At 59.7% G+C, this 23,170-nt stretch carries 20 protein-coding genes and 1 pseudogene; 10 read left to right on the forward strand and 11 right to left on the reverse strand.

Annotated features, from left to right (window positions below):
• Window positions 1-405: 405 nt before the first annotated feature.
• The 6 genes and pseudogenes from tnpC to OCK01_RS15200 all read right to left on the reverse strand — a co-directional run bounded on the left by tnpC (window position 406) and on the right by OCK01_RS15200 (window position 7,795).
• Window positions 406-1,688: pseudogene (gene tnpC / locus OCK01_RS15175) on the reverse strand (IS66 family transposase).
• Window positions 1,689-1,921: 233 nt separating this feature from the next.
• Window positions 1,922-2,494, reverse strand: coding sequence for a tetratricopeptide repeat protein (locus OCK01_RS15180; protein WP_263824657.1), 573 nt, complete (start codon window positions 2,492-2,494; stop codon window positions 1,922-1,924).
• A gap of 33 nt (window positions 2,495-2,527) precedes the next feature.
• A complete protein-coding gene (locus OCK01_RS15185) occupies window positions 2,528-3,517 on the reverse strand; it encodes an RHS repeat-associated core domain-containing protein (RefSeq protein ID WP_412179015.1) in 990 nt (329 codons plus the stop codon).
• A gap of 312 nt (window positions 3,518-3,829) precedes the next feature.
• Window positions 3,830-4,642: an IS21-like element helper ATPase IstB gene (istB, locus tag OCK01_RS15190; protein ID WP_263824658.1), complete on the reverse strand. Its 813-nt coding sequence runs from the start codon at window positions 4,640-4,642 to the stop codon at window positions 3,830-3,832.
• On the reverse strand, window positions 4,632-6,158 hold the full coding sequence (istA, locus tag OCK01_RS15195; RefSeq protein ID WP_263824659.1) for an IS21 family transposase: 1,527 nt from the start codon (window positions 6,156-6,158) through the stop codon (window positions 4,632-4,634). The genes istB and istA overlap by 11 nt, the downstream gene beginning before the upstream one ends.
• A 1,142-nt stretch (window positions 6,159-7,300) precedes the next feature.
• The gene (locus OCK01_RS15200; protein ID WP_263824853.1) at window positions 7,301-7,795 is read right to left on the reverse strand and encodes a DUF1003 domain-containing protein; all 495 of its coding nucleotides are present in this window, start codon (window positions 7,793-7,795) and stop codon (window positions 7,301-7,303) included.
• Window positions 7,796-8,329: 534 nt separating this feature from the next.
• Here OCK01_RS15200 and OCK01_RS15205 point away from each other — a divergent pair.
• Window positions 8,330-8,998 (forward strand): class I SAM-dependent methyltransferase, encoded by a 669-nt coding sequence (locus OCK01_RS15205; RefSeq protein WP_182827483.1) that lies wholly within the window; start codon window positions 8,330-8,332, stop codon window positions 8,996-8,998.
• A gap of 198 nt (window positions 8,999-9,196) precedes the next feature.
• A complete protein-coding gene (locus tag OCK01_RS15210) occupies window positions 9,197-9,910 on the forward strand; it encodes a DNA helicase (protein WP_263824660.1) in 714 nt (237 codons plus the stop codon).
• 27 nt (window positions 9,911-9,937) lie between these two features.
• On the opposite strand, the gene OCK01_RS15215 is transcribed toward OCK01_RS15210, so the two are convergent.
• Window positions 9,938-11,362, reverse strand: coding sequence for a mannose-1-phosphate guanylyltransferase/mannose-6-phosphate isomerase (locus tag OCK01_RS15215; RefSeq protein ID WP_263824661.1), 1,425 nt, complete (start codon window positions 11,360-11,362; stop codon window positions 9,938-9,940).
• Window positions 11,363-11,552: 190 nt separating this feature from the next.
• Here OCK01_RS15215 and lnt point away from each other — a divergent pair, with 190 nt between their 5' ends.
• The 4 genes from lnt (at window position 11,553) to trmB (ending at window position 15,927) form a co-directional block, all read left to right on the forward strand.
• A complete protein-coding gene (lnt, locus tag OCK01_RS15220) occupies window positions 11,553-13,139 on the forward strand; it encodes an apolipoprotein N-acyltransferase (protein WP_263824662.1) in 1,587 nt (528 codons plus the stop codon).
• A 147-nt stretch (window positions 13,140-13,286) separates the two neighbouring features.
• Window positions 13,287-13,709: a helix-turn-helix domain-containing protein gene (locus tag OCK01_RS15225; protein WP_182827487.1), complete on the forward strand. Its 423-nt coding sequence runs from the start codon at window positions 13,287-13,289 to the stop codon at window positions 13,707-13,709.
• Between the two features lie 266 nt (window positions 13,710-13,975).
• Window positions 13,976-15,217 carry a methionine adenosyltransferase gene (gene metK / locus OCK01_RS15230; protein ID WP_263824663.1) on the forward strand — a complete coding sequence of 414 codons (1,242 nt, stop codon included), beginning with the start codon at window positions 13,976-13,978 and terminating at the stop codon, window positions 15,215-15,217.
• On the forward strand, window positions 15,214-15,927 hold the full coding sequence (trmB, locus tag OCK01_RS15235; protein ID WP_263824664.1) for a tRNA (guanosine(46)-N7)-methyltransferase TrmB: 714 nt from the start codon (window positions 15,214-15,216) through the stop codon (window positions 15,925-15,927). Before metK ends, trmB begins: the two co-directional genes overlap by 4 nt.
• Before the next feature lie 202 nt (window positions 15,928-16,129).
• Here the strand turns inward: trmB and OCK01_RS15240 are convergent, their stop codons facing one another.
• Both OCK01_RS15240 and OCK01_RS15245 read right to left on the reverse strand, forming a co-directional pair.
• A complete protein-coding gene (locus tag OCK01_RS15240; RefSeq protein ID WP_182827489.1) occupies window positions 16,130-16,387 on the reverse strand; it encodes a DUF1150 family protein in 258 nt (85 codons plus the stop codon).
• A 52-nt stretch (window positions 16,388-16,439) separates the two neighbouring features.
• Window positions 16,440-16,874, reverse strand: coding sequence for an Hsp20 family protein (locus OCK01_RS15245; protein WP_263824665.1), 435 nt, complete (start codon window positions 16,872-16,874; stop codon window positions 16,440-16,442).
• Between the two features lie 163 nt (window positions 16,875-17,037).
• Here OCK01_RS15245 and OCK01_RS15250 point away from each other — a divergent pair, with 163 nt between their 5' ends.
• A complete protein-coding gene (locus OCK01_RS15250) occupies window positions 17,038-17,982 on the forward strand; it encodes a nucleoside hydrolase (RefSeq protein WP_263824666.1) in 945 nt (314 codons plus the stop codon).
• Between the two features lie 231 nt (window positions 17,983-18,213).
• Here OCK01_RS15250 and groL read toward each other — a convergent pair whose 3' ends face one another.
• Together groL and groES are read right to left on the reverse strand one after the other, a co-directional pair.
• Window positions 18,214-19,854, reverse strand: coding sequence for a chaperonin GroEL (gene groL / locus OCK01_RS15255; RefSeq protein ID WP_182827491.1), 1,641 nt, complete (start codon window positions 19,852-19,854; stop codon window positions 18,214-18,216).
• Between the two features lie 60 nt (window positions 19,855-19,914).
• The gene (groES, locus tag OCK01_RS15260) at window positions 19,915-20,211 is read right to left on the reverse strand and encodes a co-chaperone GroES (RefSeq protein ID WP_137153803.1); all 297 of its coding nucleotides are present in this window, start codon (window positions 20,209-20,211) and stop codon (window positions 19,915-19,917) included.
• A 165-nt stretch (window positions 20,212-20,376) separates the two neighbouring features.
• Here groES and chrA point away from each other — a divergent pair, with 165 nt between their 5' ends.
• The 3 genes from chrA to OCK01_RS15275 all read left to right on the forward strand — a co-directional run bounded on the left by chrA (window position 20,377) and on the right by OCK01_RS15275 (window position 23,162).
• Window positions 20,377-21,741 (forward strand): chromate efflux transporter, encoded by a 1,365-nt coding sequence (chrA, locus tag OCK01_RS15265; protein WP_263824667.1) that lies wholly within the window; start codon window positions 20,377-20,379, stop codon window positions 21,739-21,741.
• A 54-nt stretch (window positions 21,742-21,795) separates the two neighbouring features.
• Window positions 21,796-22,497 (forward strand): pyrimidine 5'-nucleotidase, encoded by a 702-nt coding sequence (locus OCK01_RS15270; protein WP_182827492.1) that lies wholly within the window; start codon window positions 21,796-21,798, stop codon window positions 22,495-22,497.
• A gap of 146 nt (window positions 22,498-22,643) precedes the next feature.
• Window positions 22,644-23,162: an EF-hand domain-containing protein gene (locus OCK01_RS15275; RefSeq protein WP_263824668.1), complete on the forward strand. Its 519-nt coding sequence runs from the start codon at window positions 22,644-22,646 to the stop codon at window positions 23,160-23,162.
• Window positions 23,163-23,170: the final 8 nt, after the last annotated feature.

Consider the following 23,170-nt stretch of genomic DNA (forward strand, 5'->3'; position numbering starts at 1 on the left):
GAAAATCCGGCTTTGGTCTGAAACTGGCTTTGAAGCGCCTTTGAAGGGGTCTTAAAGCCGCTTTGAAGAAATGTTCGACCAGGGGGTGGAAATGGTTATAAAAGACAATATGAAAGAATATGTGGATAACTTAGAATAATAAAAACAACTATATGTGCCTTCAGTAGCCTGAATACGTGATCCTATTTTGCAAGACATGACCAGGAAGCAAATTTAAAGGATCAGCTTCCAAAGTTGGTCGGCAGACGTCTGATTTTGGGCCGAATATAGACTAGCGGCTTTTGGGAGCCGGCTAACGACAAGCGGACATCCAAGCTTAGCGCGAAGGTTGCCAGGCTAGCCGCTGTATCCTACCCGATGGTGGTCGTTGGGACGTAATTGCCCACGGCCCATTTCGCGCCGATTTCAGGCTGTGATGGTTTGGAGGATGGTTGCGAAGGTATTGGCTCCCGGCTTTAGGCGCGCCGTGTCGACGACGGTGCGGATATCGGCCTCTCCCTTTGCAGCCCACATGGCGCGATAGCCGTTGGTAACCCTTCGCTGGATGACGGCGGGTCGCAAAGCGCGCTCGCAGGCGTTATTCGTCGGTTCGACCAAGCCCGGATGGAGGGCGAAGGTCAGGAGCTGATCGCGGGCTCGCCGGAACTTGTTCTGCACTTTTCCGGCAAACGCGCAGTGCGTCGATGTCGTGAGAATGTCATAGAGACTTTTCTCCAGAGCCCGCCGCTTGGCGGCGATGGTCGATGCGGCAAGGCTTGCGATGCCGTTGGCCAGGCAAAAGGCTTGTTTGAGCCAGAACCGAAGTCGCCAGGGGAGCAGGTCCTCGCTGGCCTGTTCGGCGTAGGCGACATCGCGCGCCAGATGAGCAAGACATGTCTGATGGGCAGCGCCATGGCCTTGCTGAGCCGAATAGCGATCGGAACACCAAACCTGTGGGCGGTGGCCGTCCATCAGGGTCTCGACAACGACAGCGCCGCGCGATGGGGCAGCCTGATGGACAATAGCCTCGGCGCAGCGGAACACCCATTGGTAGGAATTGCTGCCCTCGATCCGCACGCCGGTTTCATCCGATGCAACAACCTTGGCCTGGCGCAGAGCCGCAACAGCGATATCGCGCTCGGCGACGAAAGCCCTTTGCGCCCGGCGCAGCATATTCATGAGGCCGCCTTGGCTGATGGTCAGCCCAAGCAGGTCGGCCAACGCGCGCTGAAGCCGCTCATAGGACAGAGCCTGGAAGGTCTTGAGATAGGTCGCCACCGCATGCAGGCGCGGACCGAATGGCGTGCCTTTTGCAGCAGCGGGCGGGGGCGCAGCAATACGCTCGCCGCAAGAGGGGCAGTTCACCATCAAGCGCTGATGGCGCTCGACGAACGGCTTGATGTCGGGCAGTTCGATCGCGTCATGTTCGCTGACGATCACAGCGGCAAGATCGTGCGCCAGCAAAGTTCCGCAGCAGGCGCATTGATCGGGGCGATGTTCAACGATGCGGTCAAATTTGTCGGTCAGCGCACGACTGTGACCCTCATGCCCAGGCTTGGCGCCGCCAGGCTTCGATTGCTCGCGACGCTCTTGCGGTCAGTCGATGGCGGCTTCGAGGACGTGCGGTATGTCTTCTCCGGGTGCTGCATCCGCAACACCAGCTCGATCAATTCGTCCTTCGTAAGACGCTGCAAATCACCTCTATCCATCGCGCCATGGATTCAGCAATTTCAACCGTTGGCAAGGGGGTGGGCAATTACCCCCCCTCGGACGCATGCCAATGCTCCCATGAACACCCTGCCGGACACAGAGAATCATGATCTGCAAGGTCGCGCAACTGCAAGTTTCCGCCGCCCACAACCGCGAAATCCTGCAGAATTCAATAGTTGAAAGCGGAATATTACAAAGCGAAATCAGTGATGTGCGAATTCTTCGCCGAAGATTATTGAAAATAGAATATTTTCTTGTTTTTTATAGCGAAGAACAGTTCAAATGGAAACCTGATGTAGATCATCGCTCCATATAAAAAGTCAATCAAACCGCGCTGGCCCGTCAGACAAATGCGCGCATATGCCCGCTTGGCCACAAGATGTCCAAGAGAGCACGCAAGATCCAGATAGTACAATTCCTCGTTTTCGGACGACCTCAAATCGGGGTAATTTAGCAATATGCGGTAACACCAGTAGGCTGCAGACGGATTTAAATCAGCAACACTTCTAAAATGTTCCAACGCCTTGGAGTAATCCTTTCTCTCCTGGCGCACTACACCAAGGCTGTATGAAGCTACTTTTAATCCTTGTTGCTCGGCTTTCTCGTAAAAGTGCAAAGCCAACTCAAGATTAGGAGTAACTCCCTTTCCATTCTGGTAAATGGATCCAATCTTATAGTTGGAGGCCCCATACAATTCATGATTGCTTCTGCCAATTGCTTCATATATCTTAACAGCTTCTTCGCCAGCTCCTGAATTTATAAGCTCGAGAGCCCGGTTTTCTAGAATTTCAACAGAATCGCCCATATCAACCTCCGCGCGAAATTTTGTGTTTTACCGCTACTTCTTTTTCTTTCCCTTTCGTGTCAGGCTAAAATTCAGTTCGGGCTCAACCTCTTTTACCGACTCTAGGGCCATGGGATCTTTTGCACCTATTACCGGATCACCTGTTATACCGCTAAGAAAAAGGCTTAACGCACAACAAACATCCTTTACGCCAGCAACTTCCACGTCCCTTGGTGTATCTCGGGCACCGGAGACAGCATCCAAATTCTGGCGATCGGGGTCTTCTATATCCTTATCTTCATAGTCCGAAATAACCACCAATTTTTTCAGTTCTGTGGGCTCTTCATTCGGGTCATCTTCGACGTCGAGGCTGACGTTGGAGACATCGGCGGAAGCCGACGTTTGATCTCGCGAGCTTGCATTCACGCCGGGATCGCCGACCGATGATGTCGCTGTGTCAACATCGCTGTCGTCACCTGTGAGACCGAGCGCATCCTTGATGTCGCCAAAGAAGCTATGCCCGCTTGGATCGCTATAATTAATGGGTTCGTTTCCGGCGTAGGCGTAACGGTTTGTGCCGACGCCTTGTTCGGTCGGATCGTAGCTGTCCGGTGATATGAACCGGCCTTTGATGGGGTCCATATAGCGTGCGTTGAGATAGAGCAGGCCGGTTTCGGGGTCGTATCGTTCGCCGATATAGCCGATCTGGGACTGCATGTCGGTGTTGGTCATCTCGCCATAGGCGGCGTAGAGGGTCTTTTCGACCTCTGCGCCTGAGCTGTCGAGGATCTTGCGGACGGAGTTGAGATGATCGCGCAAGAGGAAGCGCTTTGTCGATCCGACGACCTTGAAGTCGGGCGACGGATAGCGGGTGAAGGTTGCGGCTCCGGTGGAACTGATGGAGATTTCGGTCGTGGCGTCGGGATAAAGGGTGATCGGATAGACGATCGCCGCATTGTCGGCGCTGGATTTCTTGGTGATCTTCTTGGCGCGCGATCCGTTGGGGCCGTAGACATAGGTGGTGAAGGCGCTGCCGCCGGTCATATTGACGGTGGAGAGGCGATTGAGCGCATCCCAGGAGAAGGTGCGCAGAACCTCCTTTGTAGCGTCGTTGGTTTCCTTGGTGATATTGCCGTTTGCGTCATAGTTTACGACATAGCAGCCGGCGCTGTCGCCGCTGCCGATCGTGAAGGAGGAGATGGCGTGCGGTCGGGCGTTTGCATATGTGTAAGTTATGTTTCTCCGGCCGCGCGAGGTGATGTTGTCATCGCTGCTATAGGCGAAGGCTTCGGTGAGCTTGGATGTTGATTTCCACTGAGAGCTGACCCGGCGTTTCCACCGAGAATTGACTCGCCTTTAGGTATTGTTCGTGTTGTTGGTCGGGGTCAAGTTCCTGCGTTTCTCCTTTGATGTTTTGGGCTGATGGGCCGAGCTGTTCTTGAAGCGGAAGCTGTCGTTTCCGGTTTCGAGGATGTGGCAGTGGTGGGTGAGCCTGTCGAGCAGTGCGGTGGTCATCTTTGCGTCGCCGAAGACGCTTGCCCATTCACTGAAGCTGAGGTTGGTGGTGATGATGACGCTGGTGCGCTCATAAAGTCTGCTAAGCAGATGGAAGAGCAGCGCCCCGCCTGAAGCGCTGAATGGCAGGTATCCCAGCTCGTCGAGAATGACGAGATCAGAGTGAACGAGCCGATTGGCGATCTGTCCCGACTTGCCTTGCGACTTCTCTTGCTCAAGCGCGTTGACCAGTTCGACCGTCGAGAAGAACCTCACTCGCTTGTGGTGGTGTTCGATGGCCTGAACGCCGAGCGCGGTGGCAATGTGCGTCTTGCCCGTGCCAGGTCCGCCGACCAGAACGATATTGTTGGCGTCATCGAGGAAGTCACAGCGATGAAGCTGTTGCACGAGCGCCTCGTTGATCTCGCTGCTGGTAAAGTCGAAGCCGTTCAGATCACGGTAGGCCGGGAAGCGTGCCGTCTTGAGTTGATACGCGGTCGATCGGACCTCTCGTTCGGCTGTCTCCGCCTTGAGAAGCTGCGACAGGATCGGAAGGGCAGCCTCGAACGCGGGCGATCCCTGCTCAGTAAGTTCCCCGACGGCCTGGGCCATGCCATGCATCTTCAACTGCCGCAGCATGATGACGATCGCGCCGCTTGCTGGATTATGACGCATGGCGAGCCTCCGTCTTTCTCAAGGTGTCGTATCGTTCAACATTAGCCTTGGGTTCATTGGTGAGCGTCAGTGCCTGAGGGGTGTCGAGGGTTGGCGGCGTGAAGGATTTGCCGTCAACGAGCCGATGCAGCAGGTTCAGCACATGCGTCTTGGTCGGAACGCCAGACTTCAGCGCCATATCGACAGCCGACAGCACGGCCTGTTCGTCGTGCTGAAGGACGAGTGCCAGGATATCGGCCATCTCTCGATCGCCACCCGGCTTCTTGAGCAGGTATTGCTGCAAGGTCCGGAATGCATCGGGAAGCTCGATGAACGGTGCACCGCTACGAAGAGCTCCGGGCTTACGCTGCACCACCGCCAGATAGTGACGCCAGTCGTAGATGGTCTGTCCTGGCCGATCATGGGAACGATCGATGACGCGGCGGTGCTCGCAGACGATCTGGCCTTCTGCGGCAACCACGATCCGATCCGGGTAGACCCTGAGGCTCACCGGTCGATTGGCGAAGGATGCCGGAACGCTGTAGCGATTGCGCTCCAGATGCACGAGGCAGGTGGGCGTGACCCGCTTCGTATATTCGACGAACCCGTCGAACGGCCTGGAGAGCGGCATGAGAGCAGGAACTTCCTCGGCCCAGATGTCGGCAATAGTGCCACGCATCTGACCGTGGAGTGTCTTGGCCCAAAACTCTTTGCAACGCTCCTCAAGCCAATCGTTCAGGGCCTCCAGTGATGGAAAGCGCGGGATCGGTTGAAAGAAGCGATGACGCGCATCCTGCACGTTCTTCTCGACCTGTCCCTTCTCCCAGCCGGAAGCCGGATTGCAGAACTCGGGCTCGAACACATAATGGCTGGCCATCCCCATGAAGCGGACATTGACGTCGCGCTCCTTGCCACGACCGACCTTATCGATCGCCGTACGCATGTTGTCGTAGATGCCGCGACCAGGAATGCCACCGAAGACGCGGAAGGCATGATTATGGGCATCGAACAGCATCTCGTGCGTCTGCAGGAGGTATGCCCGGACGATGAAGGCCCTGGAGTAGCTCAGCTTCGTGTGGGCGATCTGCAGCTTGGTGCGCTCATTGCCGATGATCGCCCAGTCCTCCGACCAGTCGAACTGGAAGGCTTCGCCTGGTTCGAACGCCAGGGGCACAAATGTCCCGCGGCCCGTCGTCTGCAATTCCCTCTGACGATCATTGCGCCATTCCCGCGCATATGCCGCCACACGATTGTAGGACCCCTCGTAGCCGAGGCTGACAAGATCAGCGTGTAGCTGCTTCATCGTCCGCTTCTGCTTGCGGCTCTTCTTCGACTCCGTCTTCAGCCAGGCCGATAACCGATCTGCAAACGGATCAAGCTTGCTCGGCCGCTCTGGGACGTTGAACTTCGGCTCCACGCCGCCGGCTCGCAGATATTTGCGGATGGTATTCCGGGATAAGCCGGTCCTGCGGCAAATCTCCCGGATCGATAGATGCTCTCGAAAATGCCAGCGTCGGATTACGCTCAGTAACGCCATGTCGATCACTCCAGAGCCCCCGCTGAAAACATGCGAGGGACGGTTGAAACATGGGTCAATTCTCAATGGAAATATCTGGCTGCGCCGGGTCAGCTCTCAGTGGAAATCAACAAGCGGGGTCAGCTAGCGCATAATATCCACTCCTGAGTTTGGGAATTCCCGCCGTTCGATTTGGCTATGCCAGGATGGACGCGATGACATTGAAAGTCACCCATAATGACCGGCAAATCGCCGGTCAAGTTGAGCAATTATGCCCTGTAGCATAGATGCTGTTATGGGGTGGTGAGCATAGCCCCTTGAGTACCAATGGAGCTGCAGACGTGGCCGCTGGCGGCCCTCCGTAGGCTGCAGCAGAGGGCGGTCTGCCGGTCGCCCACCCAATTGTTCTGCCCCCATTTCCGGTAGCTTTTCAGTTTAGAACGTCTGCCAAATGGCCGTCGTCAGCTGCTTGGCAGAGGAACTCGGATAACGACACCCCGCATGCGGCATGATGCAAAGACGGTCCACTATACAGCAATACGCGTCCGTGAGGCGGCAACGGCCGTTCGTTTATTTGCAATGGGATCGAGACAGAATGCAAAGGCGGCTCAGCTACCGGCAATTTCATCTCACGGAACAGCAATCCGATCCCAGATAACGACAACGATTTGACCTGTTTTCCAGTGGCTTTGTGTAGACCCAAAAACTCGGAACTCGCCTACATATTTGATTTTTCGGGTTTTATTTGAGACCAGAGCCCCTGAAGGTTTCGCCTGTTTCCAGACCAAAACTGGTGGAACTGGCTACTCCACCAAATTTACTTCCCAGAACTCACAGAAACTACGTCACTGCAGAATGTCACGACATTTTAGTCGGTTAGTCCTCGCACCGGTGAACGCCGACCGCTCGTCGGAATCTCCGAAAGAGTATGCGCTTCCGCCTCGTCCGTCTTCCAAGCTGAGCTATACGGCCATCCGCGGCACGCCGAGCATCCATAGAGATGATTGGAAAGCCAAGACCCTTGAGCTCGTGGAGGGCCAAGGCGTCAGCGAACCGGTCCACGCCGATTTTCGCACAATGGCTCCGTCCATCGCTTCAGCCGCGCCATGATCATCGACGGTTGCGTATCCACACTCCAACGCCACACCCCCTATCGATTCCGGTCAGCGGGTCTGTTTTTCGATTTCCGACAGCACCTGTTCGGGCGGCAAGTTTTTCTTGAGGTCCGTGAGTTCGTGATCAGCCACCGTCACCGGCGCGTCCAGATGACGCGAGATCGATTCGACCATGCTGATCAGCCGCGTCGTTTCATGTTCGGCGAGCAACGAAATCTGCAGGCTCAGTTCGGCGCGCTTGTCTTCCAGCGCCGCCATGCGGTTCTGGTTGATCATCACGAAGGTCGAGATGAAGATCGCCTCGACAGAAGCGACCATGGCGAGCGCCACGAAGGTGGGATCGAAGGCGGGAATCAGAGGCAACCAGCCGAGATTGACGACGATCCACAGCCCGAAAATCGCGATGTGCAGATAGACGAAGGTCATGCTGCCGGCAAATGCGCTGATGCCGGCTGCGATTCGGGTCTGACGCGACCGTTTGCGGTCGTCCTCAGCCTTCCTCTGGGTCAGCGCTTCGATGTTACGGGCGAGGATCGTGGACATGTCTTCGCCCGAGCCGCCGGCGGGGCTCTTGTCTGCGCGCGTCTCAAGGGCGTCCTGGGTCATGCGGTTTTCCGGTTTGGCTTTCATTCCGCACAACGCCTCGGGCCGAAAGCCGTTCCCGCCACGGCGTTTTCTCATTGCGCACCGGTATTTTTTGAAGATGGAGGAGCGACGCACAACTAGAGAGCAGTCGCCGGAAGACACGGTTCGGCGCGCGGTCTCGGCTTCCCCCGATCAGGCGCATGTCGCGCGGAGCTACACCGCTTTCAGGTCGCGCCTGCGTCCACAAGACAGGCGAAGCTTGTGCGTTTGCATGACTCTTCGGAGACGGATTTTCTTGGTCTGTCGCGCGTGCGCACACAGGACCGCGCCGATGCGGAGCCACGCTATTTCGGAATGTGTCGCCGCGCATGGACGCTTATAAGAAAAACTACATTAACGACTTGTATAGTTTTCTTAAGTCTTCATTTACCATGTTTGTTTACTTTTTGTCTCAGCGATCGACAGGGCGATCGCTTCACAGGGGCAAGTCCAATGGCCGCGCAGGCAACGAAAAGAATCATCTCTTCCGAGATTCAGCCGGAAACCTATTCACTGGAAGCGAAATACGCACGCTTCGACAAATTCCTGAAAAGCCTCTGGAAGGACGTCTATCCCGAGACGGCCACCGAGCTTCACGACTCCATCACCGCCTCTTCCTACAAGGCGCTGAAAGAGGAGCATCCGTTGCCGCAAGGCGCCAAGGTTCTCGACATCGGCTGCGGCCAAGGCGTCGCGCTCAAGCATTTCGCCGCCGACAAGCTCGACGCTGTCGGCATCGCCATCGGCGAGGATGTGCGGATCTGCTGCGAAAAGGGCTACAACGCCGTCGAAATGGATCTGTCCTTCCTGGATTTTGAAGACGAGACCTTCGACATGGTCTGGTCGCGGCATGTGCTGGAGCACAGCATCTTCCCTTATTTCTCGCTGGCCGAAACCTATCGCGTGCTGAAGCCCGGCGGGGTGCTCTATATGGAAGTTCCGGCGCCCGACACCGCAGCCAACCATCAGACCAATCCCAATCATTACTCGGTGCTCGGTCGCTCGATGTGGCTCGAACTGATCCGCCGTGTCGGCTACTCCTCGGTGCGCGTCCGCGAAATCGGCTTCAACCTCGCCGCCGGCCCGGATCGGTACTGGAGCTTCACGGTCCGCAAAAAGTAACGGCGCGGACCGAACCGTCGGCGGGGACCATTCGCCCTCTGGCGAAGCGGCGTTAAATCGCTTATGCATAAGGCAGGCGCGGCCCGCGCCTCCCTCCCTCCGCCGGGGAAGCATGATCATGCCGGGCGTCTTTCGTTGGAACAGCCGCGAGCGCTGCATAAGGAGGGGTTGCGTATCCGCTCGCTATGCGAGGTTCCGATGACATATCCGATCTATCTGCTCAAACGTCAGGCGCGGCGGCTGTCGCGCGCAAAGAATATTCCACTGCATGATGCGCTCGACCAGATCGCCCGGCGAGAAGGCTTTCAAGCCTGGAGCCACCTCTCATCCGCGATCACCCGGCAGGCGGACCCTGAACCAAATCTGGTCTCGGCCCCTGGAGGATTGCTGCTGATCGGCGCACGACCCGGCCAGGGCAAGACAGTGACAGGCCTGATCTGGGCCGCCGACGCCGTGCGATCTGGTCATCGCGCTTCCATCTTCTCACTGGAGGAAACCGAGCCCGCCATTCAAGCGCGCTTGCTGCGGCTCGATCGCCGAGACGTCGTGACGTCCGATCGACTCCAGATCGATCTGACGGATGGGCTGGACGCCGATCACATCATCTCGCGGCTCGGCGCGGCCCAGCCAGGCGATATCGCTATCGTGGATTACCTTCAATTGCTCGACCAGAACCGGCGGTCGCCGCCACTGCGGGATCAAGTCACCCGCCTGCGCGCGCTGGCGCAGGAAAAGCGCATGCGCATCGCTTGCCTGTCGCAGATAGATCGCCGCTTCGAGCTGTCGGGAAAATCCCTGCCCGATTACACGGATGTCAGGCGGGCCGATGCGCTGGGGGCCAACCTGTTCGACAAGGCCTACTTCCTGCACAAGGGCAGGACTGGCCTCGTCGCGTTGTCGACCTCAGGCTGAGACAGCCTGTTTCGGCGCGGGCGGACCTCAAGTCCGCCCGAACGTGTCCTCGATACGGACGATGTCGTCCTCGCCGAGATAGGATCCCGTCTGAACCTCGACGAGTTCCAGCAGGATCTTGCCGGGGTTGGAGAGACGGTGCAACTCGCCCTGCGGAATATAGATCGACTCGTTTTCGCGCAGCATCTGCTTGGTCTCGCCGATCTGCACATCCGCCGTGCCGCGCACCACGATCCAATGCTCTGAGCGGTGGTGATGCTTCTGCAGCGAGAGTTGCTTGCCGGGCTTGACGAAGATGCGCTTCACCTGGAAACGTTCGCCCATCAGCACGGAGGTGTATCCGCCCCAGGGACGGTAACTGGTGCGATGCTCTTCCGTTAGCTTGGCGGTCGCCGGGTTCTTCATCAGATCCTTGACGACCTTGCCGACATCCTGCGCATCGGTGAGCTTGCCCACATAGACCGCGTCCTCCGACACCAGCACCACCGCATCCTCGACGCCGTTGACCGCGACATGGGCGCTTTCGGAGAAGACGAAGGAATTCTTGGTGTTGTAGAGATTGACCGGACCGCGCGCGACATTGCCGTCCGTGTCGCATTCGCTTTCCTTCCACACCGCGTCCCAGGCGCCGAGATCCGACCACTGGATCGGCGACGGCGCGACCGAGGCGAGCTTGGTGTGTTCGAAGATCGCATAGTCGACGGAGATGTCGGGCGATTTGGCGAACTCGGCTTCGCCGAGCCGGACGAAATCGAGGTCGATGCGGGCATGGTCGACCGAAGCCTTGGCGGCCGCGAGGACGTCGGGCGCGAAGGCAGCGCATTCGCTCAGGAAGACGTCGGAGTTGAACAGGAACATGCCGGAGTTCCAGTAATAGTTCCCCGTCGCCAGCATTTCCTTGGCGCGCTCTTCATTCGGCTTTTCGACGAAGCGCTGCACGACATGGGCGCCCGTGGCTTCCTTGGCTCCAGCCTCGATATAGCCGAAGCCCGTGGCGGGCGAGGTCGGCGTGATGCCGAAAGTGGCCAGCCGTCCGGCGCGCGCGGCGGCCGTGGCGGTGTCGATCGCCGTCACATAGGCGTCGTCGACGCGGATATTGTGATCCGAGGCCAGCACATGCACGAGCCTCGGCCCATTCTTCGCGGCGATCAGCGCCGCGGCGGCGATCGCGGGCGCCGTGTTACGGGCGATCGGCTCCAGGACCACCGCTTCGAGTTCGACGCCGGCTTCCAGCGCCTGTTCGGCGACCAGGAAACGATATTCGGAATTGGTGACGACGATCGGCCTGCCATAGCGCTGGGGATCCTTGAGCCGCTTCAGAGTGAGCTGGAACAGGCTGTCGTCGCCGGTCAACGCCAGAAACTGCTTCGGCCGCGCCGAACGCGACATGGGCCAGAGCCGCGTGCCCTTGCCGCCGGCCAGAATAACCGGGACGATGAGATCTTGAGACATGTGAACCTTGCTCCCAATGAGGCCCGATCCGCTGCGCGGCAGGAAAGACGCAAGCAGACGGCCAAATCACGTTTCCAATCTTCATTGGCATATTCTTGCCTGTCGAAACAAGCATCTGCGTCAGACGGGACAAAGTGCGGCGAATGCTGCAAAACTTCGGCAATTGATTCGCATTTGAGGGAAGACGGGCATGGAGCGCATCGCGGCGATGGTCATGTTGAGCGCCGGATGGAGGCGTTTGGCGATCGCTCTCGCAGCGGGAGCGTTCGCGGCGTTGATGTTGCCGCCTTTCGGCCTGTTTCCAGCCGGCTTCGTGTCTTTCTCGGTTCTGGTCTGGCTGATCGACGGCGCGTCCGGAAATCCGGATCGCGGCGTCATCCTCAGGCGCTGGCCGTCTTTCCTGATCGGCTGGACCTTCGGGCTCGGTTATTTCGTCGCGAGCCTGTGGTGGACCGCCAATGCCCTTCTGGTGGACGCCGACGAATTCGCCTGGGCGGTGCCGCTGGCGGCTGTCGGGCTGCCCGCCTATCTCGCGATCTATTATGGCCTGGCGGCGGCGCTGGCCCGAATGCTCTGGACCGACGGCTTTCTGCGCATCGTGGCGCTCGCTGCGAGCTTCGGCCTCGCCGAATGGCTGCGCGGCGTCGTCTTCACCGGCTTCCCCTGGAACGCGGTCGGCCAGGGCCTGACCCCCTTCCCGCTGATGATGCAGAGCCTTGCTTTGGTCGGCGGACACACGATGAACATGGCGGCGGTGTTTGTCTTCGCCGCCCCGGCGCTGTTCGCCTCGTATCGAGGCCGCGCGGCAGGCCTCAGCCTTGCAGCGCTGCTGTTTGCCGCGCATCTCGGCTATGGCGGTTATGCGCTTTACATCGCACCGCAGGCGGCGCAGACCGACCGCGTGGTCCGGCTCGTCCAGCCGGCCATTTCGCAGGCCGATAAGCTGGATGACGACCAGCGCGCCGCGGTGTTTCAGGCGCATCTCGATCTCACCAAGGCGCCGCCGGCCGAGGGCGGCAAGGCGCCGCGGTTGATCGTCTGGCCAGAGACCTCCGTGCCCTTCATTCTGACGCAGAGCCCGGATGCGCTGGCGCTGATCTCGGACGCGCTCGAAGATGGCCAGATCCTGTTCGCCGGAGCGGTGCGGGTGGAAGGCGGCGGGGCCGAGGAGCGCTATTACAACTCGATCTATATGATTGATTCCCAGGGCCAGATCATCGGCGCCGCCGACAAGGTGCATCTGGTGCCCTTCGGCGAGTTTCTGCCGCTCGAGGATTTCTTCCGCAAGCTGAACCTGCAGGCGGTCGCCGCCATGCCGGGCGGCTTCTCCGCCGCCCTCCAGCGCGGCATGCTGACGCTGCCCGACGGTTTCAAGCTGTTGCCGCTGATCTGCTACGAGATCATTTTTCCCTCGGAGATCACGGCTGAGGGCCCCGATGCGCCCGATGTGATCCTCAATATCACCAATGACGAATGGTTCGGCGTCAGTCCCGGTCCGTGGCAGCATTTCCTGCAGGCGCGTTTGGCGGCGGTGGAAACCGGCCTTCCGGTGATCCGTGACGCCAATAGCGGCATTTCCGCCGTCATCGATCCGAGAGGAAGAGTCACGGCCGGTCTCGCTTTTGGCGCAAAAGGTTTCATCGATACAACCATTCCGGCCAAGATCGACACAATTGTGCCAAAAGCCTACCGCACACTCCTCTTCGGGTTGTTGCTATTATCTAGTTTTTTGATTGTATTGCTTGCTCGCATGGGTTTTGTTTTCGAACGCAATTGACCAAAAACCCATGGAAAGGCATAGTGTAATCGACGAGTTCAGGAAAATGCTGGAACACGTCATCGATTAACGACATGCAACGTTCGGTTTGCGAATCCTCCCGTATTGGCGGCAGAACTGCAGGGCACACATCACCGGAACCAAAAAATGATAGAAAACAAGAAGAAACCGAATCCGATCGACATTCACGTGGGAAGCCGGATTCGCCTTCGCCGCACCATGCTGGGCATGAGCCAGGAAAAGCTGGGCGAGAGCCTGGGAATTACCTTCCAGCAGATCCAGAAATACGAGAAGGGCACCAACCGCGTCGGCGCCAGCCGGCTGCAGGCGATTTCGGGCATTCTCAATGTGCCCGTGTCGTTCTTCTTCGAAGACGCTCCCGACGGAAATCCGGCCAATACCGCGTCGGGCATGGCTGAAGCCTCCAGCTCGAACTACGTCGTCGATTTCCTGTCGTCCTCCGAAGGTCTGCAGCTCAACCGCGCTTTCGTGAAGATCACCGATCAGAAGGTTCGCCGTAAGCTCGTCGACCTCGTCAAGGCTCTCGCCGCAGAGGCGGAAACCGAATAACGCCGCATCTGGATTGCGGGTTTCCGAAGCGAAGCCCGCATCCGGCCGCGTCTACGCGCGCCACCCTGTCGCAAACGAACATCCCGAAATCGCTGGTCCCTACACGCCGCGTCGCCTTCGACGCAGCGGTGAAACCTGCTCGCGCCCCTCTCCGTTAACGAAGCGTAAACAGCCTCATATAAAGATATATTTATGTCCTTCTACGCTTGTTTTTCCACAGGCGAATGACTACACATGCTTCGGTCTTTCATTGAGGGGAATCCCGCATGCGCTCCAGCTATCTGTTCACCAGCGAGTCGGTATCTGAAGGTCATCCAGACAAGGTCTGCGACCGTATTTCCGACGAAATCGTCGATCTCGTCTATCGTGAAGCCATCAAGACCGGAATCGACCCCTGGTCGGTCCGGATCGCCTGCGAGACGCTCGCCACCACCAATCGCGTGGTGATCGCCGGCGAAGTGCGGCTCCCCCCGAGCCTGATGAAAAAGGACAAGAACGGCGTCGACCAGATCAATCCGTCGAAGTTCAAGGCCGCGGCGCGAAAGGCAATCCGCGACATCGGCTATGAGCAGGACGGTTTCCACTGGAAGACCGCCAGGATCGACGTGCTGCTGCATTCGCAGTCGGCCGACATCGCCCAGGGCGTCGACAACGCCGCCGACAAGCAGGGCGAGGAAGGCGCGGGCGACCAGGGCATCATGTTCGGTTACGCCTGCAGCGAAACGCCGGACCTGATGCCGGCGCCGATCTACTACTCCCACCGCATCCTGCAACTGCTCTCGGAAGCTCGCCGCAAAGGCGAAGGCGACGCCGGCAAGCTCGGCCCCGACGCCAAGAGCCAGGTGACGGTGCGCTATGTCGACGGCAAGCCCGCCGAGGCGACCTCCATCGTCCTTTCGACCCAGCATCTCGACGCGTCCTGGGATTCCCAGAAGGTCCGCAGCGTCGTGGAACCCTTCATTCACGAGGCTCTCGGCGACCTGCCCGTCGCCGAGGACTGCGTCTGGTACATCAACCCGACCGGCAAATTCGTCATCGGCGGACCCGACGGGGACGCCGGCCTCACCGGTCGCAAGATCATCGTCGACACCTATGGCGGCGCGGCCCCGCATGGCGGCGGCGCGTTCTCCGGCAAGGATACGACCAAGGTCGACCGTTCCGCCGCCTATGTCGCGCGCTATCTCGCCAAGAATGTCGTGGCCGCCGGTCTCGCCGATCGCTGCACGATCCAGTTGTCCTACGCCATCGGCGTGGCCCAGCCGCTGTCGATCTATGTCGATCTGCACGGCACCGGCAAGAAGGTCACCGAGGATCAGGTCGAGGCTGCGATCCGCAAGGTGATCGATCTGTCGCCGACCGGCATTCGCCGCCATCTCAACCTCAACAAGCCGATCTACGCGAAGACCTCGTCCTATGGCCATTTCGGCCGCAAGGCGGGCCGTGACGGGTCCTTCTCCTGGGAGAAGCTCGATCTCGTCAAGCCGCTCAAGGAAGCCTTGGCTTCGTGAGCGCGTCCGACGATCAGAACGAGCGCCCTTCGCGCGCGACCGAAGCTTTCTTCGGTCGGCGCAAGGGCAAGGCGCTCAGAGTCAATCAGCTTCGCGTGATGGACCAAACCCTGTCGGCGCTGAAACTCGATCTCTCCAAGCCTGCTCCATCTTCGCTGGCCGCGTTGTTTCCAGTTCCCGTTACGCAGATCCGGCTCGAAAGCGGCTTCGGCGGCGGAGAACATCTCCTTCATCGCGCGCTGGAAAATCCGGAGACGGGATTTATCGGCGTCGAGCCCTTCGTCAATTCCATGGCGAAACTGCTGGCGCGTGTCGAGGAGCAAGACATTCGCAACATCCGCGTCTTCGACGACGATGCGACGCTGGTGCTCGATTGGCTGCCCGAGGCCTCGATCGACCAGGTGGATCTGCTCTATCCCGATCCCTGGCCGAAAAAGCGCCATTGGAAGCGCCGCTTCGTGTCGGACGTCAATGTCGAGCGGTTCCATCGCGTCATCAAGCCGGGCGGACATTTCTGCTTCGCGTCCGACATCGACACCTACGTGAACTGGACGCTCGAACATTTCGACCGCCATCCCGGTTTCGAATGGACGGCGCGCAACGCCGGCGACTGGCTTGCGCCCTTTCCCAATTGGCCGGGCACACGATACGAAGCGAAAGCCCGGCGCGAAGGCCGCTCCTCGGCCTATCTCACCTTCCGTCGCCTCTGATTTTCACTCTATCGAAATCTGGAAACGCTTCGCGCGGCCGCATCATCCCGTACGGCTGCCTTTTCGGCGCGGCATAATCCATCGCGCCATTGACACCCTGCCCGCCCGTCGCGCCATCCAGCAGTTGAGGCGCGAGCATGGGATCGGGTCCGTCGGGAAGACCGCATGCCCGGCATATCGACCGGGCTGCGGCAATTCTCTGTCAGTGAAGGCTGACTGTCTGCAGATCATCCTCTGCGGCCTTGAAGAAGGTCGAGGAGCGGTTGTCGGTCAGCAGGATCGGCGTGCCGTCGGCGCCGAACAACGCCCAGAGATCGAGGCCCGGATTGAGGTTCGGGGCTTCGGGGAAAACGCGCGACACGTCTTCGGAACGCATCTTGCGGATATAGCCGAGCTTACCAGCGCCGAGATGCGCGAACTCGCTACGTGTCAAGCTATCCAGTGTGGGTCTAGCGGCCATTCTATTGCCTCCTTCATGCTTCGGAAGACGCGGGGCCAATCCCGTCCAACCATCATTCTGAAACAGAGATGTTAATTTTTCGCACAAGTTTTTCGGGTTCCGGCCTGATGAGGTCGATCGAGAGAAGTCCGTTCTTGAGGCTGGCCCCGATGACCTGCATTCCATCCGCCAGCATGAAGCAACGCTGGAACTGGCGGGAGGCGATGCCGCGATAGAGAAACTCCCGCTCGCCCTGTTCGGCCTGGCGACCGCGGATGATCAACTGGTTCTCTTCGGTGGTGACGTCGAGATCGTCTTCGCCGAAACCCGCCACGGCGAGCGTGATGCGCAGGCGTTCGGGCTCGCCGGCGGGGGCGTCGGCCTTCAGACGTTCGATATTGTACGGGGGGTAGCCGTCATTGTTCTTGGCGAGACGCTCCAGCGTCTTCTCCATGGCGTCGAAGCCCAGAAGAAGCGGGCTGGCGAAAGGGGCAATGCGCGTGTTCATTCCGTTCATGTCCTTGGCTGCAAGCGACAATCGCCGGGCCTCGTTCAAGCGTCCGGCAGAACGACATATGGTGACTTGGCGATAGAGTTGCAAGACGCTTGCGCTCGGGGCGCCCACAGGCAATAGTCGCCGAGAAATCAATAAGAAGAGGACCGGCGCCGACATGGCCAATCCGAGAAAGATCATCATCGACACAGACCCCGGCCAGGACGATGCAGCCGCCATCATGCTCGCGCTCGGTTCGCCGCTAGAGCTCGACCTTCTCGGCGTCACGACGGTCGCCGGCAATGTGCCGCTGTCGCGCACGCAAACCAACGCCCGCATCGTCTGCGAGTTTGCCGGTCGTCCCGACGTGAAGGTCTTCGCCGGCTGCGAACGTCCCTTGAAGCGGCCGCCGGTGACGGCGGAATATGTCCATGGACCGACCGGCCTGGATGGTCCCGAACTCTTCGAACCCACCATGCCGCTGCAGGACATGAACGGCGTCGACTTCATCATCGATACGCTCCGGACGCATGAGGCGGGGACCGTGACGCTCTGCACGCTCGGGCCGATGACGAATGTGGCCACCGCCTTCCAGCATGCGCCCGACATCATCGCGCGCGTGAAGGAAGTGGTGATGATGGGCGGCGCCTATTTCGAAGTCGGAAACATCACGCCAGCGGCCGAGTTCAACATCTATGTCGATCCGGAAGCCGCCGACATCGTTTTCAAGTCCGGCGTGCCCATCGTGATGATGCCGCTCGACCTGACGCACAAGGTTTTGACGTTGAAAGCGCGTGTCGAAAAGATCCGCGCGCTGGGCAGCCGCGCGGGCGTGGCGCTCGCCGATATGCTCGATTTCTTCGAGCGTTTCGACGTAGAGAAATACGGCTCCGACGGCGGGCCGCTGCATGACCCGACCGTGATCGCCTATCTCATAAAGCCGGAAATCTTTTCCGGTCGCCACTGCAATGTCGAGATCGAACTTGCTTCTGAACTGACGCTGGGCATGACCGTGGTGGACTGGTGGCGCGTGACCAAGCGCGAGAAGAACGCCATGGTGATGAAGGATATCGACGCCCAGGCCTTCTTCGACCTGTTGACGGAGCGGGTCGGACGCCTTTGATTGCATCCGTAAGCGAGTCAAAGCGGTCTCAGGAAACTGGGGCCGTTTTTTTATTCCAACAAATGAAAAGGGAGCGGCCCGAAGACCGCTCCCCAATTCTGATCGGCAGATCAGAGTGATAGGCTTGCGCCTATCACATCATGTCCATGCCGCCTGTTCAGCGCGCTTGACGCGCTGAACCGTCCCAGTTGATGGGCGGCTTTATGGACGTGTGTGATAGGCTAGCGCCTATCACATCATGTCCATGCCGCCCATGCCGCCCATGCCGCCCGGCATGCCGCCGGCAGCTTCCTTCTTCGGAAGTTCGGCGATCATGGCTTCGGTGGTGATCAGCAGCGAAGCAACCGAAGCTGCGTTCTGCAGAGCGGTGCGGACAACCTTGACCGGGTCGACGATGCCCATGGTGATCATGTCGCCGAATTCGCCGGTCTGGGCGTTGTAGCCGAAGTTGTCGTTGTCCTTTTCGAGGATCTTGCCGACGATGATGGAAGCTTCGTCGCCAGCGTTGTCTGCGATCTGGCGAACCAGGGACTGCAGGGCGCGACGGACGATGTTGATGCCGGCTTCCTGGTCGTCGTTGACGCCCTTGACGGTGATCTTGGTCGAGGAGCGCAGGAGAGCGGTGCCGCCGCCGGGGACGATGCCTTCCTGAACGGCAGCGCGGGTCGCGTTGAGCGCGTCGTCGATGCGGTCCTTGCGTTCCTTGACTTCGATTTCCGTGGAGCCGCCGACGCGGATCACGGCAACGCCGCCAGCGAGCTTGGCAAGACGTTCCTGCAGCTTTTCGCGGTCGTAGTCGGAGGTGGTTTCTTCGATCTGGGCCTTGATCTGGGCGACGCGGCCTTCGATGTCGGACTTCTGGCCGGCGCCGTCGACGATCGTGGTGTTTTCCTTGGAGATCGAAACCTTCTTGGAACGGCCCAGCATGTCGAGGGTGACGTTTTCAAGCTTGATGCCGAGGTCTTCGGAGATCACGGTGCCGCCCGTCAGGATGGCGATGTCTTCGAGCATGGCCTTGCGGCGGTCGCCGAAGCCAGGAGCCTTGACGGCGGCGATCTTGAGGCCGCCGCGGAGCTTGTTGACGACGAGGGTGGCGAGAGCTTCGCCTTCGACGTCTTCAGCGATGATCAGCAGCGGCTTGCCGGTCTGGACGACGGCTTCGAGCACCGGCAGCATGGCCTGGAGGTTCGAGAGCTTCTTTTCGTGCAGCAGGATGTAAGCGTCGTCGAGATCGGCGATCATCTTTTCTGCGTTGGTCACGAAATAGGGGCTGAGGTAGCCGCGGTCGAACTGCATGCCTTCGACGACTTCGAGTTCGGTTTCGGCGGTCTTGGCTTCTTCGACGGTGATGACGCCTTCGTTGCCGACCTTCTGCATGGCTTCGGCGATATCAGCGCCGACCTGCTTGTCGCCGTTGGCGGAGATCGTGCCGACCTGGGCGACTTCTTCCGACGTGGAGATCTTCTTGGCCTTGGCCTGGAGATCCTTGACGACTTCCGAGACGGCGAGATCGATGCCGCGCTTCAGGTCCATCGGGTTCATGCCGGCGGCAACGGCCTTGGCGCCTTCGCGAACGATGGCCTGGGCCAGGACGGTGGCGGTGGTGGTGCCGTCGCCGGCGATGTCGTTGGTCTTGGACGCGACTTCGCGGACCATCTGGGCGCCCATGTTTTCGAACTTGTCTTCGAGTTCGATTTCCTTGGCGACAGAGACGCCGTCCTTGGTGATGCGCGGAGCGCCGAAGGACTTGTCGATGATGACGTTACGACCCTTCGGGCCGAGCGTGACCTTTACAGCGTCAGCGAGGATGTCGACGCCGCGCAGCATCTTTTCGCGCGCGTTACGGCCAAACTTGATTTCTTTAGCAGCCATTTTGGAAAACTCCCGGGCTCATTGCCCATTGGTTTGCTTGGAATTTGACGAGATCGGCAATCAGCCGATGATGCCCATGATGTCGGATTCCTTCATGATCAGAAGGTCTTCGCCATCGAGCTTGACTTCGGTGCCCGACCACTTGCCGAACAGGACGCGGTCGCCGGCCTTGACGTCGAGAGCGACGAGATTGCCCTTGTCGTCACGAACGCCGGAGCCCACGGCGACGATTTCGCCTTCCTGCGGCTTTTCCTTGGCGGTGTCGGGGATGATGATGCCGCCCTTGGTCTTTTCTTCGGATGCAACGCGGCGAACGACGACGCGGTCATGAAGCGGACGGAAATTGGTGCTTGCCATTGTCTGTTTCCTCGATCAAATGACATTACCGGGTCAGGCCCGGGGGAAAGGTTGTTAGCACTCCCTCCTGTGGAGTGCTAGCGGCCTGGATTTAGGTTCGAGGCGGGCGAGAGTCAAGGTTCCGCCGTCGGAAAAATATTTCGACAAGGTAAATGCGGGACCAGAATGAGCGATCTCGAACAGCTCCCCGCACGCCCCGCCCATCCGAGTTTCGGCGACGCCGTGCGCGTCTGGGCCAGGATCGGCGTGCTCAGCTTCGGCGGCCCGGCCGGACAGATCGCCCTGATGCATCGCGAACTCGTGGACGAGCGGCGCTGGATCTCCGAAAGCCGCTTTTTGCATGCGCTCAATTTCTGCATGTTGCTGCCGGGCCCGGAAGCGCAACAGCTCGCGACCTATATCGGCTGGCTTCTACATGGCTGGCGCGGCGGCCTGATGGCCGGTCTGCTCTTCGTCGCGCCGGGTTTCCTGGTCATTCTCGCTCTTTCCGCCATCTACGCCGTCTGGGGCCAGACCGGGCTGCTGGACAGCGCCTTCATGGGCTTGAAGGCGGCTGTGCTGGTGATCGTCGTCGAGGCGCTGATCCGTGTCGGTAAACGGTCGCTCAAGAACAATGTGATGCGCGCCGTCGCAGTCGCGGCCTTCGTTGCGCTCTTCGCCTTCGCGGCGCCCTTTCCTCTGGTGATCCTCGCGGCGGCGCTGATCGGCTATACCGGCTTCCGCTTCGCGCCAGATGTGTTTTCAGCCGGCGGGCATCACGCCGCCGGCGCGGATCTGCCGGCCGTCATCGATGCGGATCATCCAGGACGGCCGGCCAGTTGGCGCGGCTCGCTTCTCGCCACGCTCGTGTGGACGACGCTATGGGCCGCCCCTTTCGGACTTCTCTTCGCCTTCGGCCTCGAATCGAGCGTTTATGTCGACATCAGCCTGTTCTTCTCGAAAATGGCCGTCGTCACCTTCGGCGGAGCCTATGCGGTTCTCTCCTATGTCGCGCAACAGGCGGTCGATCATTACCAATGGCTGAAGCCGGGCGAGATGCTGGATGGACTCGGGCTCGCCGAGACGACGCCGGGGCCGCTGGTTCTGGTGCTGAGCTTCGTCGGTTTCATCGCCGGATTTCGCGGATCAGGCGCGTTGTCGCCGCTCGCGGGCGGCGCGCTCGGGGCGACGCTCACGACTTGGGTGACCTTTGCGCCCTGCTTTCTCTGGATTTTCCTCGGCGCGCCCTGGATCGAGCGACTGCGCGCCAATCGGGCGCTCTCGGGAGCGATGACCGCCATATCGGCGGCGGTCACCGGGGTGATCTTCAATCTGGCGCTCTGGTTCGCAACGCATGTCGTCTTTGGCCGGCATGTCGCGATCGAGGCCGGCCCCTTCCGCACGAGCCTCCCGGACCCGACGTCGGTGAATCTCGTCCAACTTGCACTGACGATGCTGGCGGCCATCGCACTTTTCAGGTTCAGGCTCGGCGTGTTCAGGACGCTGGCCCTTCTCGCCGGCGCCGGCGTGCTGGTCGGGCAGGCGTTCTAATCGGCGTAGCCGAAGAGACTTGCCAATTTTCCGATCCCTGTCATAACCCGTGGCATGACCGACAAACGCGCCTTGCCTCAAAAATCCGATTTCGCCCATGTCACCGAATGGGTGTTTGACCTTGACAACACGCTCTATCCGCATCACGTCGATCTCTTCGCGCAGATCGACCGCAATATGACCGCGTTCGTGGCGGAGCTTCTCGACCTTGCGCCCGAGGACGCGCGCAAGCTGCAGAAACAGTATTATTATGACCACGGCACGACATTGCGCGGCTTGATGCATCATCACGGCATCGAGCCGGCGGCCTTTCTGGAAGCCGCCCATCGCATCGACTATTCGGGGCTGGCCGTGGACGAAGGCCTGAGCGAGGCGATCAAGGCGCTGCCGGGACGAAAATTCATCCTCACCAACGGCACGGTCAAACATGCCGAGGAAGCGGCGCGCGCGCTCGGCATTCTCCATCATTTCGAAGACATCTTCGATATCGTCGCGGCGGATTTCGTGCCGAAGCCGGCCGGTTCGACCTACGACAAATTCGCGAGCCTGCACCGGGTGGAAACCCGAAAAGCCGCGATGTTCGAGGATCTTCCGCGCAATCTCGAAATCCCGCGCGCGCTCGGCATGAAGACGGTGTTGATCGTTCCGCAGAGCAAGGAACATTACCTCGAACGGTGGGAAATCCCCGACGAGAACGATCCGACGATCGATCACATCACCGATAATCTCGCGGATTTTCTACGCGCTGTCGTCTGATCCCGAAACTGAACGGGTCATTCAGGCCCCGTTCAGCGCCCTTCCTCTATTCATGTCGTCAACGTCGCAGCCGGATATCTCAGGCGCGGCGATGACAAAGCCGGTTCCTCCCCCTGCCCGGCCACGACCAGAGAAAGGTTGACATCATGAACGCCAAGACCCTCATCGCCTCCACACTCGCGCTCGCCGTCGCAGCCTCCAGCGGCGCCGCGTTTGCCGCATCCACCACGCCGACCGGCGCCGCAAAGGATCCCGCCAAGCGCGAACAGCGCGTCGCCTTCATGATCAAGCGGCTCGACGCCGACAAGGACGGCAAGGTTTCCAAGCAGGAAATGCAAGCCGCAATGAACGCCACCCTTTCGGTGGTGGACGCCAACAAGGACGGCTTCCTGTCGAAGCAGGAAGTCGAAGCCGGCAAGGACGCGCTCAAGGCCTATCGCCAGAAGGTGAAGGCCGAACCGAATGCGGCGCCCGTAAAACCGGCCCGGCTGCCGAATGGCGTGATCAAGCATTTCGACCGGATCGACGCCAACAAGGACGGCAAGCTGTCGAAAGAGGAGCTCGACCGCGTCGCCGACCGCATGTTCCAGCGCCGCGACGCCAACAAGGACGGCTTCATCACCGCCCAGGAATTCCTGGCCGGAAAGGGCAAGAAGCAGGGCTGACCCGCTTC

Source organism: Rhizobium sp. TRM95796, assembly GCF_025779995.1.
Lineage (GTDB): Bacteria > Pseudomonadota > Alphaproteobacteria > Rhizobiales > Rhizobiaceae > Rhizobium_E.

Bases quoted from the DNA above. Each gene is read 5' to 3' on its own strand.
- OCK01_RS15180 (WP_263824657.1), bottom strand. From the start codon at position 2,494: ATGGGCGATTCTGTTGAAATTCTAGAAAACCGGGCTCTCGAGCTTATA.
- OCK01_RS15185 (WP_412179015.1), bottom strand. From the start codon at position 3,517: ATGACCGGCGGCAGCGCCTTCACCACCTATGTCTACGGCCCCAACGGA.
- istB (WP_263824658.1), bottom strand. From the start codon at position 4,642: ATGCGTCATAATCCAGCAAGCGGCGCGATCGTCATCATGCTGCGGCAG.
- istA (WP_263824659.1), bottom strand. From the start codon at position 6,158: ATGGCGTTACTGAGCGTAATCCGACGCTGGCATTTTCGAGAGCATCTA.
- OCK01_RS15200 (WP_263824853.1), bottom strand. From the start codon at position 7,795: ATGTCCACGATCCTCGCCCGTAACATCGAAGCGCTGACCCAGAGGAAG.
- OCK01_RS15205 (WP_182827483.1), top strand. From the start codon at position 8,330: ATGGCCGCGCAGGCAACGAAAAGAATCATCTCTTCCGAGATTCAGCCG.
- OCK01_RS15210 (WP_263824660.1), top strand. From the start codon at position 9,197: ATGACATATCCGATCTATCTGCTCAAACGTCAGGCGCGGCGGCTGTCG.
- OCK01_RS15215 (WP_263824661.1), bottom strand. From the start codon at position 11,362: ATGTCTCAAGATCTCATCGTCCCGGTTATTCTGGCCGGCGGCAAGGGC.
- lnt (WP_263824662.1), top strand. From the start codon at position 11,553: ATGGAGCGCATCGCGGCGATGGTCATGTTGAGCGCCGGATGGAGGCGT.
- OCK01_RS15225 (WP_182827487.1), top strand. From the start codon at position 13,287: ATGATAGAAAACAAGAAGAAACCGAATCCGATCGACATTCACGTGGGA.
- metK (WP_263824663.1), top strand. From the start codon at position 13,976: ATGCGCTCCAGCTATCTGTTCACCAGCGAGTCGGTATCTGAAGGTCAT.
- OCK01_RS15240 (WP_182827489.1), bottom strand. From the start codon at position 16,387: ATGGCCGCTAGACCCACACTGGATAGCTTGACACGTAGCGAGTTCGCG.
- OCK01_RS15245 (WP_263824665.1), bottom strand. From the start codon at position 16,874: ATGAACACGCGCATTGCCCCTTTCGCCAGCCCGCTTCTTCTGGGCTTC.
- OCK01_RS15250 (WP_263824666.1), top strand. From the start codon at position 17,038: ATGGCCAATCCGAGAAAGATCATCATCGACACAGACCCCGGCCAGGAC.
- groL (WP_182827491.1), bottom strand. From the start codon at position 19,854: ATGGCTGCTAAAGAAATCAAGTTTGGCCGTAACGCGCGCGAAAAGATG.
- groES (WP_137153803.1), bottom strand. From the start codon at position 20,211: ATGGCAAGCACCAATTTCCGTCCGCTTCATGACCGCGTCGTCGTTCGC.
- chrA (WP_263824667.1), top strand. From the start codon at position 20,377: ATGAGCGATCTCGAACAGCTCCCCGCACGCCCCGCCCATCCGAGTTTC.
- OCK01_RS15270 (WP_182827492.1), top strand. From the start codon at position 21,796: ATGACCGACAAACGCGCCTTGCCTCAAAAATCCGATTTCGCCCATGTC.
- OCK01_RS15275 (WP_263824668.1), top strand. From the start codon at position 22,644: ATGAACGCCAAGACCCTCATCGCCTCCACACTCGCGCTCGCCGTCGCA.